General features: G+C 22.8%; 19 protein-coding genes. 12 read left to right on the top strand and 7 right to left on the bottom strand.

Features of this window, described 5'->3' with window-relative positions; all coding sequences use genetic code 4:
* The first annotated feature begins 196 nt into the window (after positions 1 to 196).
* Positions 197 to 1753 (top strand): hypothetical protein, encoded by a 1557-nt coding sequence (locus RRG59_RS00170; RefSeq protein WP_322902326.1) that lies wholly within the window; start codon positions 197 to 199, stop codon positions 1751 to 1753.
* 44 nt (positions 1754 to 1797) lie between these two features.
* Here the strand turns inward: RRG59_RS00170 and plsY are convergent, their stop codons facing one another.
* Positions 1798 to 2538 carry a glycerol-3-phosphate 1-O-acyltransferase PlsY gene (gene plsY / locus RRG59_RS00165; protein ID WP_322902324.1) on the bottom strand — a complete coding sequence of 247 codons (741 nt, stop codon included), beginning with the start codon at positions 2536 to 2538 and terminating at the stop codon, positions 1798 to 1800.
* Positions 2539 to 2595: 57 nt separating this feature from the next.
* On the opposite strand from plsY, the gene def reads away from it, so the two are divergent.
* From def to RRG59_RS00125, 8 genes are all read left to right on the top strand, one after another.
* Positions 2596 to 3159, top strand: a complete 564-nt coding sequence (def, locus tag RRG59_RS00160; RefSeq protein WP_036430238.1) for a peptide deformylase — start codon at positions 2596 to 2598, stop codon at positions 3157 to 3159.
* A 9-nt stretch (positions 3160 to 3168) separates the two neighbouring features.
* Positions 3169 to 4353 carry an ARMT1-like domain-containing protein gene (locus RRG59_RS00155; protein WP_322902322.1) on the top strand — a complete coding sequence of 395 codons (1185 nt, stop codon included), beginning with the start codon at positions 3169 to 3171 and terminating at the stop codon, positions 4351 to 4353.
* A gap of 11 nt (positions 4354 to 4364) precedes the next feature.
* Positions 4365 to 5243 carry an MSC_0882 family membrane protein gene (locus RRG59_RS00150; RefSeq protein ID WP_322902320.1) on the top strand — a complete coding sequence of 293 codons (879 nt, stop codon included), beginning with the start codon at positions 4365 to 4367 and terminating at the stop codon, positions 5241 to 5243.
* Complete coding sequence (locus RRG59_RS00145) at positions 5243 to 5827, top strand: DJ-1/PfpI family protein (protein ID WP_322902318.1); 585 nt, start codon at positions 5243 to 5245, stop codon at positions 5825 to 5827. Before RRG59_RS00150 ends, RRG59_RS00145 begins: the two co-directional genes overlap by 1 nt.
* A gap of 56 nt (positions 5828 to 5883) precedes the next feature.
* Positions 5884 to 6570: a PQ-loop domain-containing transporter gene (locus RRG59_RS00140; RefSeq protein ID WP_322902316.1), complete on the top strand. Its 687-nt coding sequence runs from the start codon at positions 5884 to 5886 to the stop codon at positions 6568 to 6570.
* A 102-nt stretch (positions 6571 to 6672) separates the two neighbouring features.
* Positions 6673 to 6834 carry a hypothetical protein gene (locus RRG59_RS00135; RefSeq protein WP_322902315.1) on the top strand — a complete coding sequence of 54 codons (162 nt, stop codon included), beginning with the start codon at positions 6673 to 6675 and terminating at the stop codon, positions 6832 to 6834.
* Positions 6835 to 6942: 108 nt separating this feature from the next.
* Positions 6943 to 9171 (top strand): coiled-coil domain-containing protein, encoded by a 2229-nt coding sequence (locus RRG59_RS00130; RefSeq protein WP_322902313.1) that lies wholly within the window; start codon positions 6943 to 6945, stop codon positions 9169 to 9171.
* Positions 9155 to 11509 (top strand): alpha-amylase family glycosyl hydrolase, encoded by a 2355-nt coding sequence (locus RRG59_RS00125; protein WP_322902312.1) that lies wholly within the window; start codon positions 9155 to 9157, stop codon positions 11507 to 11509. Before RRG59_RS00130 ends, RRG59_RS00125 begins: the two co-directional genes overlap by 17 nt.
* 68 nt (positions 11510 to 11577) lie before the next feature.
* On the opposite strand, the gene RRG59_RS00120 is transcribed toward RRG59_RS00125, so the two are convergent.
* The 6 genes from RRG59_RS00120 to RRG59_RS00095 form a co-directional block, all read right to left on the bottom strand.
* Complete coding sequence (locus tag RRG59_RS00120; RefSeq protein WP_322902311.1) at positions 11578 to 12249, bottom strand: hypothetical protein; 672 nt, start codon at positions 12247 to 12249, stop codon at positions 11578 to 11580.
* On the bottom strand, positions 12249 to 13271 hold the full coding sequence (locus tag RRG59_RS00115) for a DNA methyltransferase family protein (protein WP_322902309.1): 1023 nt from the start codon (positions 13269 to 13271) through the stop codon (positions 12249 to 12251). The genes RRG59_RS00120 and RRG59_RS00115 overlap by 1 nt, the downstream gene beginning before the upstream one ends.
* Before the next feature lie 366 nt (positions 13272 to 13637).
* Positions 13638 to 13865 (bottom strand): phosphopantetheine-binding protein, encoded by a 228-nt coding sequence (locus tag RRG59_RS00110; RefSeq protein WP_036430219.1) that lies wholly within the window; start codon positions 13863 to 13865, stop codon positions 13638 to 13640.
* Between the two features lie 18 nt (positions 13866 to 13883).
* Positions 13884 to 14279: an MHO_1590 family protein gene (locus RRG59_RS00105; RefSeq protein WP_322900447.1), complete on the bottom strand. Its 396-nt coding sequence runs from the start codon at positions 14277 to 14279 to the stop codon at positions 13884 to 13886.
* On the bottom strand, positions 14263 to 15312 hold the full coding sequence (locus RRG59_RS00100) for a hypothetical protein (RefSeq protein ID WP_322902307.1): 1050 nt from the start codon (positions 15310 to 15312) through the stop codon (positions 14263 to 14265). The genes RRG59_RS00105 and RRG59_RS00100 overlap by 17 nt, the downstream gene beginning before the upstream one ends.
* The gene (locus tag RRG59_RS00095) at positions 15275 to 15724 is read right to left on the bottom strand and encodes an MG284/MPN403 family protein (protein WP_036430215.1); all 450 of its coding nucleotides are present in this window, start codon (positions 15722 to 15724) and stop codon (positions 15275 to 15277) included. The genes RRG59_RS00100 and RRG59_RS00095 overlap by 38 nt, the downstream gene beginning before the upstream one ends.
* A gap of 194 nt (positions 15725 to 15918) precedes the next feature.
* On the opposite strand from RRG59_RS00095, the gene mnmE reads away from it, so the two are divergent.
* The 3 genes from mnmE to rsmA are packed head-to-tail and all read left to right on the top strand — an operon-like array spanning position 15919 to position 18861.
* On the top strand, positions 15919 to 17274 hold the full coding sequence (gene mnmE / locus RRG59_RS00090; protein ID WP_322902306.1) for a tRNA uridine-5-carboxymethylaminomethyl(34) synthesis GTPase MnmE: 1356 nt from the start codon (positions 15919 to 15921) through the stop codon (positions 17272 to 17274).
* A gap of 1 nt (position 17275) precedes the next feature.
* Entirely contained in the window at positions 17276 to 18082 is an 807-nt protein-coding gene (locus RRG59_RS00085) for a TatD family hydrolase (RefSeq protein ID WP_322902305.1), read from the top strand.
* Positions 18079 to 18861, top strand: a complete 783-nt coding sequence (gene rsmA / locus RRG59_RS00080) for a 16S rRNA (adenine(1518)-N(6)/adenine(1519)-N(6))-dimethyltransferase RsmA (RefSeq protein WP_419198146.1) — start codon at positions 18079 to 18081, stop codon at positions 18859 to 18861. Before RRG59_RS00085 ends, rsmA begins: the two co-directional genes overlap by 4 nt.
* Positions 18862 to 18872: the final 11 nt, after the last annotated feature.

The raw sequence follows: 18872 nt of genomic DNA, 5'->3' as shown, positions 1-18872 counted from the left end.
CAACAGTTAATATGTAAAATATATATTTATTGTTGTTTTTTTATGCATATATATCTTAATATCTTTATATTTAAAATAAGTTGTTTATAATTAATTTAATAAAGGAAATCAATTAACAATGAAATTCAAAAAAATTATATTGTTAACAATTTTATCAACGTCTTTGATAACCTCTTTGTCATGTACAAAACAAGAAATGATAAAAAAATCTGAAAATAAAGAATCAAATGTAAATACAGAAACTAATAAACCAAAAGAACCGACTAAAGAAATAGAAGATTTAAATCAAAGAGATACAAAAAAATTAATTGAAACCAAAGAAATAGATAATAAAAAAGATTTAGAAAAAGAAAATAATGAACAAAAAAATGAAAAAGGAATAAATAAATCTACTGAAAAGATAAATGAAGAAACACCAGATGATAAAAAACAAACAAATGAAGATGATTTAAATAATAATCAAAATGACAATGGAATTGCACAATCATCTCAAGGAAACATATCTGAACCAATAAATGATGAACCTGATAATTCCCTAGATACAGATGATTTAAAAAATAAAACAAATTCTAATCAAAGTGCTCTAATGAATAATCAAAGAATAATTTATGTAGGTAAAAGTCAAGATTTATCATCCATAAATCAAAATAGTGAAGAAGTATTCGAAGATATCAAACAAGCAATAAATTATGCTAAATCAGGAGATATAATTAAAGTGCTATCTTCTTCTGTAATTCAGACAGAGGGTATTTATAATTCGTTTACCATTAATAAATCACTAACATTTGAAGGAGAAGATAACATTGATTTAAAAGAAATTAATATAAGGGGAAATAATTTAGTTTTAGGTGCTGATTTAACATTCAAGAACTTAAAATTAAATTTCACTGCAGAAAATGCAAATTCTAATATTTATTTATCTGGTTATAAATTAATTTTAGATAATGTAGATACAGCTTTAAATTTTCAACAGCGTAACGAAAGACCTAATATACATTCAAATAATTTCAACAATAGTATTACAGGAAATAAATCAGAATTAATAGTTAAATCTGTGAATAATGAAACAAAATTTAAATCAATTTATACACAAACAAATCCAGCGATAAAAGAAGTAAAATTCATTTTCATAAATCCATCCTTAGAAATTTTGAATGATTTTAATTTAGGACAAAGCGATGTTCCTATAAAATTAGAAACCCAAGCAAGAAAACTTGGTAATTTAATTGGTAGTCAAAATAAAGACATTAATATAAAATTGTATTCAGATGGCAATTCTTCATATTATATTGACAATTTCAAAATTCCACAGGGGACAAAACTTCTAACATTAAAAAATGTTGTTTTAAGATTATCTTCTCAAAACATTTTTACTGGATTAGGAAATGAAGGAGTTTTAGATTTAGGAATTAATTCTAGATTAGTAGTAAACAATTTTATAAATAATTTCGATGATGATACTGATATAAACCCAGGGTATCAATTGTTCTTTAAAGAAATAACAGGAACTGGAACCCTTCAAATACCACCTAGAAATACAATTAATGTAGAATCTATGAGAAACAACATAAATATTGAAATGTTTATAACAACAGAGGACCCAAATAATAATGAAATACTTTTAAATTCTATAAATAATATTCGAGATAATGTTCAAGTTAATTTATCATTTACTTCATCAGAACCAATTAAGAAAACAAGACTTATTAAAGAGAATAAACAATTTAAATTTAAAGTAGAAAATGATGATTAACATTTTAACAAAAAAAATAAACTAAATGAATACATTCATTTAGTTTATTTTCAAAACTTAATTTCTTTTTTACGTTCAGTTTTATTTATTATTCTAACAAAATTTTCTCTATGAGCAAAACATACTAAAAATAAAATAGGTAAATAAACTATAAAAATAATTCAAAATCCTTGCATACTTACATTGTTAAAATAACCTAATATACCAGATGGTATTCAAGGTATCAAAATAAAAAGTCCAGTTATAATTACACTACTACAACTTGCTAGAGATACATATTTTTTTAGTCATAAAACAAAGTAGTATATAAGTAAAAATATAGGAACTAAAATTATATTAATTGTAGCTAAAACTCCTATAGTTGATGCAACACCCTTTCCACCTTTAAAATTATAAAATAAAGGGAATATGTGACCAACAACATTACCTAAACCACCAATAGTTGGGTATAAATATAATTGAGAATTAACCAAACTAACTGCTTCAAAATCAACATTTGGGTCAGTATTAGGGTTTACCAAAAAATCATTAATAGATTTTTGAATAAAAAATGCTATAACAACACTTAAGATACTTTTAAATATATCTATTGTTAAAATTATAGATGATATTTTTGAGCCAAAAACTCTTTGAGCATTAGTAGAACCAGCATTACCTGAATGAAATGTTCTAATATCTACCTTATAAAACAATTTACCAATTATTATTGATGTATTTAATGAACCAATTAAATATCCAAAACAAAAGAAAACAAAATTTGTTAAAATACTTAAAAAAACAACCATTTTATCTCCTATTATTATGTTATTATTTATATTTTATTATTATTATATAATTAAAAAATGAAAATTAATAAAGAATTTGATATTAAAATAGTAGAGTTACCAGAAAAAGTTTTAAGAAAAATGTCAAGTGATATTGATTTACCACTATCACAAGAAGATATAGAATTAGCAGAGAAAATGATTTATCACATAGATGACTCACAAAAAGAAAATTCAAAATTTAGAGCAGGAGTAGGAGTTGCTGCTGTTCAATACGGGATTTTAAAAAAAGTTTTTTATGTATTTTTGCAAGATGATAAAAATAATGTTATATTCAAAGATGTTTTATTTAACCCAAATGTAGTTATTAAGAGTGATAAATTAGTTGCATTAAGTGAAGGCGAAGGTTGTTTAAGTGTACCAGAAGACATACCAAATCAAGAAGGTTATGTTCATAGAAGTCAAAGAATAATAGTTGATGCATATAGTTATTTTAATAAAAAAATGATGAGATATGAAGTTTCAGACTATTTGGCAATAGTCTTCCAACATGAGTTAGATCACTTAAATGGTATGTTATTCATAGACAGATTACACAAAAAAAATCCATGAAAAAAACGCAAAAATGCAATTTATTTATAAAGGATTCAAATGACAACAGATATATTAAGAGTTTTTTCAGAAACCAATGAATCAAGTCAATCTAACTTCTTAGAAAAAATAAAAACCCTTTTAAATTATTTAGGTGGTTCTAGTCCTGAAATATGATTACCTATAGTAATTTTTTTACTATTAATAATTTCATTTATGGTTGGTTATTTTATGGGATTCAAATATATTCCCTTTAAAATAGCTGCTTTAGGTTTTACAATTTTTATTTGTTACTTTGCATATGATTATTTGGTTGCTGAATTAGAGAAAAAAGATATTTATAGAGAATATAAAGATTTAATTCCACTGGTAATTACTTTATTTGCATTACTTACATATTGATTTTGAAAATTTATATTTTTTATATTTATAGGAATTATTCATTTAGTTAGAAGAAAAAAAAGAAAACTTAAAAATCAAAAAATATCACGTAGATTTAAAATATTCAAAGGAACTATATTCGGTTTAACAAATGCAGTTTTAAGCATACCTGGCACATTTTTATTTGCTAATGTTTTATCTATTAAAGGTCAAAAAGATTCATATTTACAAAAAGGGACAAATTGATCAGTTGAATTAATGACATCAAAAAAAGGTTCATCTTTAACAGGATTGGTTACAATTTCCATAAATGGAATCGAATCGGTTCAAAGAATAGGAGAAATAACTGAATACTTTAAAAAACCTACCTCACAAAGAACACCAGAAGACAGACAACAAATACTTAATGATTTAAAGAATTTTGGTATTCTAATCAATGATTCAAGAATTAGACCAACTATACTTAATTTAATTAATAAAAATGGTATGTTAGATTCTATTAAACAAGAAATAAATGAATCATTAAAAGATAAAATTTTAACCAAAATCAGAAGTGAAAAATTATTAGAATACGATGCTCAAAGAACACCTGAAGCAAAAAAAGAATATGTGAATAACTATATTTCAGAAAACATTCATAGATTATTTAAAGAATATGTAGTCAATGATGACACTAAACCACAACTTGAATTAGCTCAAAATATTTTTAAAGAACTAAAAGAAGACTCAAATAAAGATTTATTAAAAACAATATATGAAACAGTCAAAGAACAAACACATGGTCTAGAAGAAGTTTTATCTGTAGAAAAATTAATTAATGTTTTAACCAATCAAATAAAAATTTATCAGTTTAACGATAATTAAGAGGTAGTTATATGTTTTGAAGTAAAACAAACAAACCAAATAATATTCAAACAAATGAACAAAAACAGGATATTCAAGTTGAAGTAAAAATAAATGATGATTTTCTAAAAATCATCAAAAAAGAGAAAGTTATAAATAGAGTCAATGCATGATTTTGAACTATTATATTATTAACTACCTTGCTTTGTGTTTTTTTTAACTATTGATTTAATACAAGAATTAATGTTAATAACGGAATTTTTATTTATATTCTATTAGGTATTCCGTTTTTAATATCGATAGGATTGTCAATTAAATATGCAATAATAATTTCAGGTTGAAAAAAATCTGAAAAAAGATATTTAAAAGATCCAAGTCAAAAAAATATTGCAAACTCAATCTTTATGGATACTTATAAAAATTTAAATTTAAAAATAGTTAGGCTTAAATGATTGTTTGCAATATTTTCTACTTATTTATTATTATTCATATTAATTATTTCACTACTTTATTGACAAATAAAAAGTATTGAATTAGGCACATTACCAGTTAAAGAAGGTGAAAAAAATCCAACAGGCTTTTATCTTTCTATTGATTTTATACAGAAATTAGATGAAGCATTTGGGAACACAAAGAATTTTGTAATTATTAATTCTGTTGTTTTATTAGTTTCATTTGCATCAGTTATTGCTTTTGTGTTGTTTGATAAAAAAAGATTACAAGATTTATACCATCATTTAGGCGAAAACGAGAACACTATTAAATTCATCGAAACTGTTCAATTATTAAAGAAAAACGAAAATAGAATGTGATTAAAGATATATATAGTTATCTTTATTCTTGTTGTTTTATTACCAACTGTATTAATTATTTATTTAGTTTATAAAGGTTTAATAAGGAGAAGAAAATAATGAATTTATTAGTTGTACTTGAAGATAATTATAATGATATTGAATTAGTCACCCCATTATCTATATGAAAAAAATCTAATTGTTTTAATAAAATTACTTTTTATCATCCTAATTTAAAACAAATTCAAGGACAATTTGGGTATTCACTAATTAATACAATTGAAAATAATATTAATATAAATGAATATGATTTAATGTTTATTCCTGGTGGTAAAGCAGCAAATACGTTAAGAAATAATCAAATTTCAAAAGATTTAATTAGTAAATTTTTCAGATTAAATAAAGATATTTTAGCAATTTGTGATGCTCCTAATACTTTAAGAGAATTTAATGTAATAAATGATGAAAAATTTACAAGTTATCCAAGTGTATGAAGTTCTCAATATAGAATAGGAGAAAATTATACATCTAACTCTGTTGAAATATCAAATAAATTAATTACAGCAAAATCAGCTAATGTAGCAAAAGAATTTGCTTACAAAGTTTTAAATCATTATTTTGGTTTTGACAAAACTAAAGATACATATCAAACTATTTCAGGGAATCAAGATATAACAGAATTAAAATCATTATTAAAAAACTAGTTAATCTAGCTTTTTAATAATGATTATTTTATTTAATTTTTGGTATAATTTCCATTATGGAACACTTTATTGTTATAGTAAGTTGAATAGTAGCGTGTTTGGTAGCTTCTTTAGGTATACCACAACTAATATCACTTTTAAAAAGTAAGAGAACAGGAAAAATAAATTTCATTTCATTTTGAATTTTTCATTTAGGTATTTTATTATGAGTTATATGATCTTCTTTAGGTTCAGATTATTTGTTAAGCACTTTTGTTGCCAACTCAGTGTGTTTAACAATTAATTCTATTACTTTATATTTTTTATATCACTACAAAAAGGAATTTAATAAAAATCAGAAACTAGCTGGATTGATAGGGATTCTTTTTGTGTATTTTATTGGAATAATTTTCTTTGTCTTAAAATTTACAATATCATACAGATGACAATCCGATGTTCAAACTACAATGTCACTAATATTCCCATCATTTACAACATTAGCTTTTTTACCTCAATTAATATATTCACTAAGAAAAAAAATTTGAAAAGGTATTTCAATTTGAATGTATGTTTTATATGAAGTAAATAATTTGTTTTGAATTTTATATTGAATTTTAAACTTAGTTCATTTAGGTGTTCAAGGAGCATTAATTGGTGCTTTAATTTGACAAACTATTTCTTTCACATTATTCGGAATTCAGTTTTATTTTACTTTAATAGATTTATTGAAAACCAAAAAAGAAATGAAAAAAATATCTTATTAAAATTTCCCGATGTGGAAATTTTTCTATAACTTGATATATCAAAATAAAGCCTACATATAGTTAAGAAAAATAACTAAAAATCAAAACATATATAATTTAAATATGAAGAAAATAAAATTATTATTAACTACAGCGATGGGTATCTCAACACCTTTTATCATTGTATCTTGCAAAGAAAAAAGCAATACTGATAGTACTAAAAATAATCAAACAATAAGTAATGAACAAAAGGAAATATTTATTAAACAAATAGATGATTTATAGCACAAATTAAGAGAAAATGAAGCAATTTTAAAAACAGAAAACAATTTAATCTCTTCTTCAAACCAAATATTTAACATTATTAAAGAAAGCAAAAACACTATTATTATTTTGAAAGAAATGTTAAATGATTCAAAAACAGAACATCTAGTATTTAATGATAAATTAACTAATTTTAAATCTACTTTATTGAATCTTTTTGGTTCTATTAATTTATATACTTCTTATTTAGAAAAATATAAATTAAATAAAGAAAATTTTGATGTTATTGTAAGTTTTATAAACACAAAACCACATTTAATTGACAATCAAATAATTAAAGATTTTATCAAGAAATATAATGAATTTAAATCCCTTATGAATTCTTGAAATTTATCTTCAAAACTAAACTCAACATATTTTGAAGGCTTACTAGAACTATATTCAAAAGCAAAAGCAGAATATGATAAACCAATTAATGATTCTGATTTAGAGAAAAACAAATCATCTATTTTAAAATTGATAGAAGATAAGGTTAATGAAATGAATTCTTTTGTAAATGAATTGCTAGATTATAAATATTTATCTATTAAAAATGCTTTATCAGAAAAAACAAATGAATGAAATAATATTAAAGATAATATAGACAATATTTCAATCGAAGAGTTAAGCAATTTATTTAATGAATTATCATCAATGTTAAATAATTCAAAAATAAATAAAAATAAAATTGATGAAATTAATAATAAATTAAGTGAATTATTATCTTTAATTAATGAGCATAAAGAAATAGTGAAATCTAATAATCAAGAAAAATATCAAACAATAAATAATCAACTTATGACATTTTTGAATAACTTAGAAGAAAATTTAGATAGTCTTGATAATTTAGAAAAAATATCAAATAAACAAAATGAACTAATAAATAAATTTAATGAATATAAAGAAACAAAGGGCGATATAGATTCAAATGTAAGAAATTCAAAAATAAATCTAAGAAATAAAATTAATGAAATTACAGAATTTATCAATACACATTTAAGTTCTCAAATACATACAGACTTAAAAACTAAATTAAATGAAGGTAAAGATAAAGCTAAAAGTATTCTTGATAATTCTAATTCTAGCGAAGAACAAGAAGTAGATTCATTAAACGAGTTAAACACCTTATTTAATAAAGTTAAAGATGAAAAAGAACTACTAGATTCTAAAAAGACATTAGAAAATAAAATTTCAGAAGCAGAATCTTTAGTTAATCTTTCAAGAGATGATAAATCAAGCAATAAAGGTAATTATGAAACTGAATTTCTAGATTTAGAATCAAAGATCAATGAAGCAAAAAGATCTATAGAAAATAATACAAAAGAAGAAAATGAAGTTCATATAGAAAAAATTACTGTTGCTTTTAATACATTAAAAACTAAACATGATGAATGAATATCTTCAAAACAAACAATCAATCACAATTATGAAAATATTTGAACAGAATTAGGATTTACAAAAGAAGAAATAGATATTAGTGAGTTAAAAGAATATGTTGAAAATTCAAAGACTAAATTTAATAATATTAAAGAGAGCATTAATTTAAATTCAACTGAAAATGACCCAAAAAATAAAAATAATTTTATTCCTTGAGAAATAAAAAACAATGATTCAATTCTTGATTCATCAAATGTAAAAACTTCAAATGATTTATATATGAATTTATTATCAGAGTTAAATACATATGATCAAACTGCTTATAATGATATTATATCTAAGTTATCCAATATTACAGGTTTAAGGAATGTTTTAGGAAAGATATTTGGTTATGACACTTTTTCAACATTTAAAACAAGTGATAACAAGGAATATGTTATAGGAATAGACCACTTAAACGAATCTTCATTCAATAATGGTTATCATCCGTATAAAGAAAATGGTTCAGGCTTACATTTAAGAAAACTAGAAGATTATTTTGTCTTTGGTTTACCAGAAAACCAATTAACCAATAAAGGTGATGACATAAATTTTGTTAATTCTTTCATTGATACACTTTCGAATTCCTTAACACACAATGAAACAATAGATAATAAAAAACAAGAAGTTTTAAATAGAGTTAAAGGATTTATTAATAGTTTAATAAAAGACAAAGAAAACAAAAATATAGAAGAATTAGCAAATTTCTTTATTGAATATTATAATTCTTATTTAAATTTGGCAATTATTAAAAAAGAGTTAAATACTTTAAGTGCTCAAACTGGTAAAATACCTAAAAAAGATAATACAAGGTCAGAAATTTCATACCAAGACTTTATGTCAAGAATAGATTCATACAACAGAATAAATACTGAACAGGAACCAAATGAACAAGAAAATTAATTATTTTATCAAAAAGTTAAGTCTTTTTTCAACTTTAACTATACCTTTTTTTGCTTGATCTTGTATAAAGAATGAACCTAAAAAAACAGAAATACCTAAATCTGATTCATTAGAAATTTTAGAAAGTATTGAATCGAATTCATCGACAAAGAAAGATCAAAGTGTTTTTTATTTAAAAACAAAAAACTCATTAGACTTAAACCAAGAATACATAATTGTGCTTGATGATTTTGAATTACCAATTAAAATAAAAGAAAGCATTTTTGAAAATCAATATTTTGCTTATAGCAAAAATATTGAATCTAAAGAATATGAATTTAAATATATTAAATTTAACGACAAAAAAATTACATTACCTAATCAAAAAACAACGAAAATAATCGTTCATGGTTTTGCTGAGGTTATTGACCCTAAACTTGATTTTGTAGAAAAGGAAAACCCAATATGAGATGAATTGAGTATTGATACTAACTTAAATAGAGTTCAAAACTATTCATTTGATGAAGAAAGAAAATTACCTTGAAATAATCAACTAGTCAAATTAAAAAAATTGAAAAACTGAGGCGATCCTTACTTTGGAAAAATAATTAAGGAAAAAAATTTAATTAATTTATCTTATGAAGATGAAGTTCAAAATCTTGAATATATTGCTCCATTTAAAAATATAAATAATTCTAATGTTATGTATCAATTAACTGTTTATTCTTTTGCTGATGGTAATAATGATGGAATTGGTGATTTTATAGGCCTTAAAGATAAACTAGATTACTTTGTTAATTTGGGTATTGATACATTATATTTATCACCTATTCATCCTGCTTCGAGTTATCATGGTTATGATGTCATAGATTATACAGATGTAGCTCCTGAATTAGGTGGTTTACAGGCATTCGAGGAATTTATAAAAGAAGCTCATTCAAAAGGAATAAAAGTTGTTATTGATATGGTATTAAATCATACTTCATATGAACATCCTTGATTTCAACAAGCGCTTGCAGGAAATAAAGAATTTCAAGATTATTATTATTTTTATGAAAATGATGGTCAAAAAAGAAATAAAGAAGGACAAGATAATATCAGACAATATTTTAGAAATGTATATGACTTTATTAACACAAAAAATAATCCAATACCAACTACATTAAAATGAGTAGCAGAATTTTGAAGCGGTATGCCAGATTTGAACTTAAACAATCCAAAAGTTTTACAAGAGTTAGATTATATACATCAATTTTGAGCGACAAAAGGTGTAGATGGGTTTAGATATGATGCTTTTGAACATTATTTTAAATCTGAAAATTCTAAGAAATTTAACACAAATGACCCAGAAAAAACAAGAAATTTATTTAATAGATGAAGAAACGTAGTAGAAAATACATATAAAAAAGCAAATGAAAATAATATTAACCGTATAGACTTAAGAACATTGCTGTTTGGAGAATGATGAAGAGACCCAGCTGAATCTATAATAAAAGAATATTGAGGAGAAAATAATGGAATTAGTTCAGTTATTGATGGTACAAAATGAAAAGGTATTACGAATGTTTCTTTAAACTGAAATGATGAAATTAATGTTATTAATAGTTTAACAAGAGATGGTTTTAAACATGAATGGATGCCTTTTTTAGATAATCATGATGTAGAAAGATGAATAAATAATTTTAAAAAAGAGTTTAATATACCAATCACTGTATCACCACATAAATTATCAGATTTAGAAGTTTCAGCATATGAATATGCAATGTTTTCATTATTATCAAGAGGTGGTTTACCTATTTTGTATAATGGTAATGAGTTATTAATGCAAGGAGCAATGAAATCTCCTGACACAAATGTTCGTGAAGCATATAATTGAAAAGATTTGCGTCGTAGAGTGTTTTTTGCTGATACAAGAGATAATAGCAATGTAATATCTACGAAAGCCTCTTCTGGTCAAGGAACAATTGAAGATATTATAAATGATGAAAATTCATCATATCATAAAATATCTAAATTAATTAATCTTAGAAAAAAATATAAATCAATGAGAGAAATGGATGTTAAATATGTCACCAATCCAAATGATATTTTATGAATTTGAAATGATGAAACTAAAAAACTCTATGAATCAGAACTTACTGTGCGTAAAAATGATGATGGAACATATCTTTTAATTATTTACTCATGAGGGAATAGACCAATAGCTAATTTATCCATAAAGAATGAGTTTGAAATTACTGAAACACTATTTGGACAAAATTTAAAAATAGTTGAACCTAATCCAGGGGATGTGCAAATCCATGGAACTGGAATAAGTAGATTAGGAATTTATTTAATATCTCCGAAAACAAGTTCATAGTTAGAATTTTTATTATGAAATATAAACAGTTTAATAAATAAAAATATGATTGCAAAAAAATCATATTTTTATTCACTATAATTATCTTGTACAAATTCTAAAACATCATTCTTTAGTGATTTTAAACTTGTTACTATACAATTTGTATTTATGACACCGATTTTAAGAGCAATTAATTTTTTTTGATTATTTTTGTGATAGTAATCACCATCACATATTCCTACAAAAATACTATCTTTTTTAGTATATTGCTTAGCATGTTCTAAAAAATTTTGTAAATCCTTAAATTGATTATCTTGCGCTCCACCTGATTCTTTTGTGTACTTATGACTAGCATAAAATTTAATATTTTTACCTTTTACATTCATTTCTCAATAAAAATCAATAGATTTTGTATGGTTATTAGTTGTAAGATCTTTTTTCTTAATTATGTTACCGGATGATAAATATAAAGATTCATTAGAGTCTGTTGGTAATTTTATAAAGTTAATAAATTCTGGAATATGTTCTAATACATAATCTTTTACAACTAATTCATGGAAATTTTGTTTAGAAGGTTCTTTAATTATAGAGTTTAATAAGAACTCATTTTCATTAATTACTTGAACTAAATAATCAAAATCATAATTAAATCTTTTAGCATATTTTTTAATTTTTTCTTCATATTCACTTAAGTTTAGCAAAATATCTTTTTTATTCTTAAGTCTTATTTCGTTTTCTTTTTCTTGATATATATCCATTATTTTCCTTCTTTAAAAATTTTATAAGCTAGATTTAAAATATTTTTAGCTATCTTATAGTTTAATCTTCTCCTATATTTTAAATCACTTCTTAAACCTTTAAATGCAGTGAGAAAAACGTCATAAGTTTTTTTTCTATAATCATTTAATAAATCATTGCTTAATTTTATGAATTCCAATAATTCATTATCACTTAATTTAAAGCCTGTAAATGATATTCTTGTAATAGACCTAGAAGAATGACTTATAGAGTTTTTATTTATTTGATTTCCAGGAAGAAATTTTATACTTGCTTCTTTTGTGTTATCAACAGCATATAATCCTATTAAACCATCTGGATCATTAAATTGTCAATCAATATTTGTTTTATACTCAGAGAAATATTTTTTTAATTCAGAATAATAACCAATGTCAATTCCGTTTCTGACAATAAAAAAGTCATTTGTTTTTTCTTTGTTAAATAAAGCTAAGCAAACCGGTGTTTCTGTATCAGAAAACATCTTCATTTCTAAAGAAATAACACAATATAATCTTTCATGGTATTGACCAGAAGTAATAAATGATTCAGGTATAATGCAAGCAACAAAATCACAATTATTTAACATTTTATCTAATGCATTTAAATATAAATCAGAATAATTGTTATCAAAATTTTCAATATTTATTTTTTTTGCTTTATTTTTAGCTAAATATGGAGGGTTTGTTATAGCTACTTTATAACCTTTTGGAAATTCTTTTATAGTGTCTTGTATTTTAATATCAAATTCAGGCACTTTATTTTCTTTTGGTTGGTTTATATCAAAGCAATCCCAATTTAACGGCTGACTTAAATTTAATTCTTGAATTAAGTCAATTATGTTGTTTTCTCCGGCAAAAGGTTCTAAAAAAGTCATTTCAGAAACAGGTTTATCATAATATTTTTCAATACCTTTATATCATTTGAAGAAATAATTATTCTTAAAAGGATTAGTTATAGTGAAAAATCTACCATACATAGTTTTTAATTGTTTTAAGTTTTCCATAACTACCTCTTTTTAATAAATAACATAACTTTGTTTGATTTGAAGTTTATAAAATAAAAAATATTTTCTTTTATTTATGCTTTAATTTTGTTTTACTTTCTTAATATTAATTTTATATTTACATATATATTCAAATTTATAATTTGATATAACATTTTTAATTTTATACAAATAATAATTATTATATATGTTTAACTGGTAAAAATTTTAAAAACTTAATCATATGTCATTCTGTATTATATTTATATGTATCTTATTTAATATTATAAAAGTTCAAAAAAGTACAAAAAATATTTAGAATTTTTGTACTTTTTTAACATAATAATTCAGTTCACATTAAATAATTTATTACATTGAAAATTCATTTTATTGAATTTTGTTTTGAATTAACTCGATTACGTCTTTTACAAATTCAAGTTTTAAGATTTCAGCATCTGAAATACTAATATTAAATTTTTCTTCAGCTTCTATAACTAATTCTGCTAAATCAAGTGAATCAACACCTAACGAACGAATATTATCATTGATGTTAACTTTTTTTTTAGAAACTTTTTTAAAATTATCAAGTATTATTTCACTAATTTTTTCATTCATAAATTAAGTATACCAAAACTAAGTTTTTATTCTATATTTTTTAGATAATTCATAATCATTATTTTTGTACTTTATTAAAAGTAATATTTCTTTATTTGATATCTGATCGTAATCAAACTCTAAAAAACCAGCATTTGTAGGAAACCTTTTTATTATATCTTTAATAATTTCTTGTATTATTTCAGCATCTATATAATTTTCGTTTTCTAAATTTGTCTTTACAAATTTTTTAAAGTATTCACCATCTAATTTAGGAAAATTCACCGAAATTTCATTATTTGTATTTATTTTTACATCATTATTTAAATAATCTCTATTTTTATTAGTTTTAAATAATGTAAAAAAAGTATAACCTATACCTATACAAGCAAAACATATTATTAGTGATAAGCTTAATTTATATATCCTCTTCATTTCTTTTCTTATATCAATGATTTATTTTATATTGCTCTATATTCTTTAATATATCTAATTTTGCTAGATATTTCAGCTCATTTGAATCCAGGTGTAAATTATCTTCAGTAATATCTTCTATGATTACTGATTTATTGTCTTTTTTAATGAAGTCTTTTTTTATATTAAAGTATTTATTGATTTTAAAATTACCATAATTCGTTTCTATTTTAAATTCTTGTTTAATATTACCTACAACATCATTTTTCAATTTTATTCTACCATCTGCTGAAGAAACTAATAAATTCAGTTCTTTGTTGTTATTAAATAAAACTTCATACTTTAATTCATTATCTTTTAATTGATTATTATTATAAATTAAAGATATTTTATCTGTCTTATTATTGTCTAAGTTAGAAAAACTCGTATCAATATTTTTTATTTTGAAATCTAGTAATGAAGGAATTTTATATTTAGTAGATTTCTTTTCATCTTCTATAAATATAGTAATTTCAGATATTTTATTGTTTTGAATTTCTTTATTTATTGGCAATAAATTTGTATAAACATTCCAAAATTTAAATTTTTTAAGAATTTCATTACCAATAAATTTTATTGTATTTTTATATGGTATTTGGATTAAGTTTAATTCACTGGCAGAATTAAAATTATTAATTTCTTGATTAACAATAAATTCTTTGATCCTTATCCTTCTTAAAACTTTATTACTTAAGTCCCTAAAAACAAGAATCATTATCTTTTCTTTTTTATTCAATGGAACTAAAACATTTGTTTTTTCAGAATCAAAGTTAAATGTGTTTACATAATCTGAATCAAGATATAAATCGCAAAAAAATTTTTTTATATTTTCTTTTTTTTGGAAGTCAATTGATATCAGTGATTGCTCTTCGTTAAAAATAGGTATTAAATCTAATTCGAAATTTAATTTAAAATCTGTATCTAGAAATTCTTGTTCATATAAGTAATCAAAGTTAATTACTGATTTAATGAAATTATTATGTTGATATGATTGTGTTGTAGAAGTAATTAACAAATTGTGATACTGCTTCCTTTTTGTATTTGTAAAAAGTAGTTTTAGAAAAATGATCAGAATATCAAGTTGTGTTATGTTTTGTTACTTTATCTAAATAACATTTTTCTATTATTCAAGCATTTCTTGGTGTTAGATAGTTTAAAATCGTGTGAATAACATTATTTTTATCTTCTAAGCATTTTTCAACTTGTTGTATTTCTTTAGTTGTATCTTTCAATAAATATTCATTCTTAAACTTTAAACTTAGAAGTTTCTTAATCATTTCGTCTTTATAATTATCATAAGAATCAAAAAGTTTTTTCATCAGTGATAATTGAAAATTATAATTATCTTTATTTTTTATTAAATTTTCATTTGTTTCTTGTGTAACAAAAATGAATGGTGCTATATGTGTTTCTTTTTCTCTATTCATATTATTCCTTTTAATTTTTTATATATCCCTCCTTAACATATTTATAACACTAATATAAAAGTATTTGTTAAGCGGACAATAAAAGAACTAATAAAGGACTAATAATAAACTATATATATGAAATTTTCATATATTGAATTATTAATGACTACATAATTTAATCTTTTATATAATTTTAATATAATATAAAAATAATGTTTGACACAATAGCAGCAATAAGTAGTGGTTCTAGAATGAACCAACCAATTTCAATAGTTAGGCTTTCTGGGCCAGAAGCTCTGAATATAATAAAAAAAATATATAAGGGTAAAATAGGTATTGATCATGAGATCACTTATGGTCATATATATGATCAAGATTCATTGGTTGATGAAGTTTTAATAATGTGATTTTTAGGTAAAAAAAGCAATGAGACAATTATTTATAATAATTATGTCGGAGAACCACTTATTGAAATTAACTGTCATGGTGGATTAATAACAACAAATTATATTTTAGAATTATTGTTAAGTAATGGAGCAAGACTAGCAGAAAAAGGTGAATTTACTAGAAGAGCATATTTAAATGGAAAAATGGATTTAGTAAAAGCTCAGGCCATTCACGATTTAATTTTTTCTAAAACTATTTTACAAGCAAAAGGTAATGTTAATAAGTTTAAAGGAAAAACATCAAACTTAATAGATACATTTTTAAATAAGATTGCTATGTTAATAGGTATTTGTGAAGTTAATATAGATTATCCTGAATATGATGATGTACAAAAAATGAATAATACTTCTATGATAAATAGTATTGATAATTTAATAAATGAATTAGAAAATATAGTTAAAGTTTCTCAAGATTCAAGATACTTATTTGAAGGGGTAAATGTTGCTATTTTAGGTAAACCAAATGTTGGTAAAAGTAGCATATTAAATGCTTTATTAAGTGAAGATAAAGCCATAGTAACAGATATAGCAGGAACAACAAGGGATTTAGTTGAAGCATCATATCAAATTAATGGAATTTTATTTAAATTAGTAGACACAGCAGGTTTAAGAAAAACTGATGAAAAAATAGAACAGATAGGAATTGAAAAATCAATTGAACAAATTAAGAAATCAGATTTAGTTTTACATATTATTGACCCAACTCAAAAGGAAGACGAATTTGATGAATTAATTTATAAACAATCACAGTTAAATGAAAAAATTTATATAAAAGTACAGAATAAATCAGATTTAATTGATAATATCAATTGCAATAATTGTATAACTATATCAGCTTTAAAAAATGATATTAAAAATTTAGAAGAAGCACTTATTGAGAAGTTTCAAAATATAGATATCTTAGATGAAAGAATTTTTTCTAACACTCAACAATTATCTCACATCAAATCTTCATTAGTTTCATTACAAGAAGCAAAAAAATCTTTATCAGAAAGCCAAACTTTTGATGTTGTAATTATTGATTTGTATAATTCCTGAGATTCTTTACAAAATATAAAAGGAAATGTAAATAGAGAAGATTTATTAGACATTATGTTTAGTAATTTTTGTTTAGGTAAATAGTATGTCAAAAAAGAAAAATAAATTTGTAGATGCACATTGTCATATCAATCTAACTTATTATAAGAATCCTGAAGTTATCCAGGAATTAGTTAATGCAAGTTCAACTAATAGAGTAGAGTTTTTTATAAATAACGGAGGACATCCTAAAGAAAATATTGAAGTTATTGAATTAGCAAAGAAATACTCAGTTTTTAAAGCATGTATTGGTATCCATCCAGAAGCAGGAAAGAACGCAAATGATTATCAAGAGGTAGAAAAATTACTTTTAGAAAATAGACAATATATTTCTGGTATTGGAGAAATAGGATTAGATTATTATTATGAAGATGGACTTGACAAAAATAGACAAATTGATAGTTTTAAAAATCAAATAAAATTAGCTGATAAATATAATTTACCTGCTGTGATACATATTCGTGACAAAGTTGATTCGTTTCAAGCTTACCAAGATGTATATTCTATATTAAAAGAATATCCAAACTTAAAATGTATGTTACATACATTTGCAGGAAACACAGAATGAGCACAAAAGTTTTTAGAATTTAAAAATCTTTATTTTTCATTTAGTGGTGTAATTACATTTGGTTCAAGTCAAAATACAAGAGACGTAATCAAATTAATACCTCTAGAAAGAATTTTAACAGAAACTGATTCTCCTTATTTAAGACCACATCCTTATATAGATGAAATAAATGAGCCCAACACAGTTGTCTATGTTTCTTATTATCTAGCAGGATTAAAAAATGTTGGAATGGATAAATTTGTTGACAGAGTCAATAAAAATTTAAGGATTTTATTTAATTTATAATGAAAAAAGATATTTATGCTAAAAAAAAATATGGACAAAATTTTTTAGTAGATAGCAATATCATTAAAAAAATTTTAAATTTAATTCCAGATAGATATGAATCTATTTTAGAGATAGGACCAGGTAGGGGTGCTCTAACTAAAGAATTATTAAAAAAAACAGATAAACTAATTGCTTATGAGATTGATTCTGATATGGTAGAAATCTTAAACAAAGAAATTAAAGAACAACATTTTAATTTGATAAATAAAGATTTTTTAGATTCAGATTTAAGTAATTTACCAAAAAGTATTGTTGTAGCTAACATACCGTATTACATTACCACTGATATTCTTTTTAAAATATTTGAAAATAAAGATAAGTTTAGTAAAGCAATATTAATGGTACAAAAAGAAGTGGGTCAAAGAATATGTGCTAAACCTAATACCTACGACTATTCAAAGTTATCAGTAACATCTCAATATATAAGTAGTCCCAAAATAGAATTCATAGTTCCATCTAACTGTTTTTTACCTGTCCCAAAAGTAGATTCAGCCATTATTTCTTTAAATTTTAAGGATGAAATTTCTCTAAATGAATTTAATGAAATTAAAGAGTTTTTTAAATTATGTTTTTCTAATAGAAGAAAAAAATTAACTTTTTCTTTATTAAGCAAATATAATAAGGAAAAAATATTAAATTCATATAAATGACTTAATAAAAACGAAAATGTAAGAATTCAAGAATTATCAGTGTCTGAAATAGTTCAACTATTTAATTTATTGAATACGCAAAATTAAAACCTAAACTA

The sequence above is a fragment of the Mycoplasmopsis felis genome (genome assembly GCF_034647055.2).
In the GTDB taxonomy this organism is placed as follows: Bacteria; Bacillota_I; Bacilli_A; order Mycoplasmatales; family Metamycoplasmataceae; genus Mycoplasmopsis; species Mycoplasmopsis felis.
The sequence above is the reverse complement of the archived record's forward strand: the minus strand, read 5'-3'. Positions and strand labels throughout refer to the sequence as shown.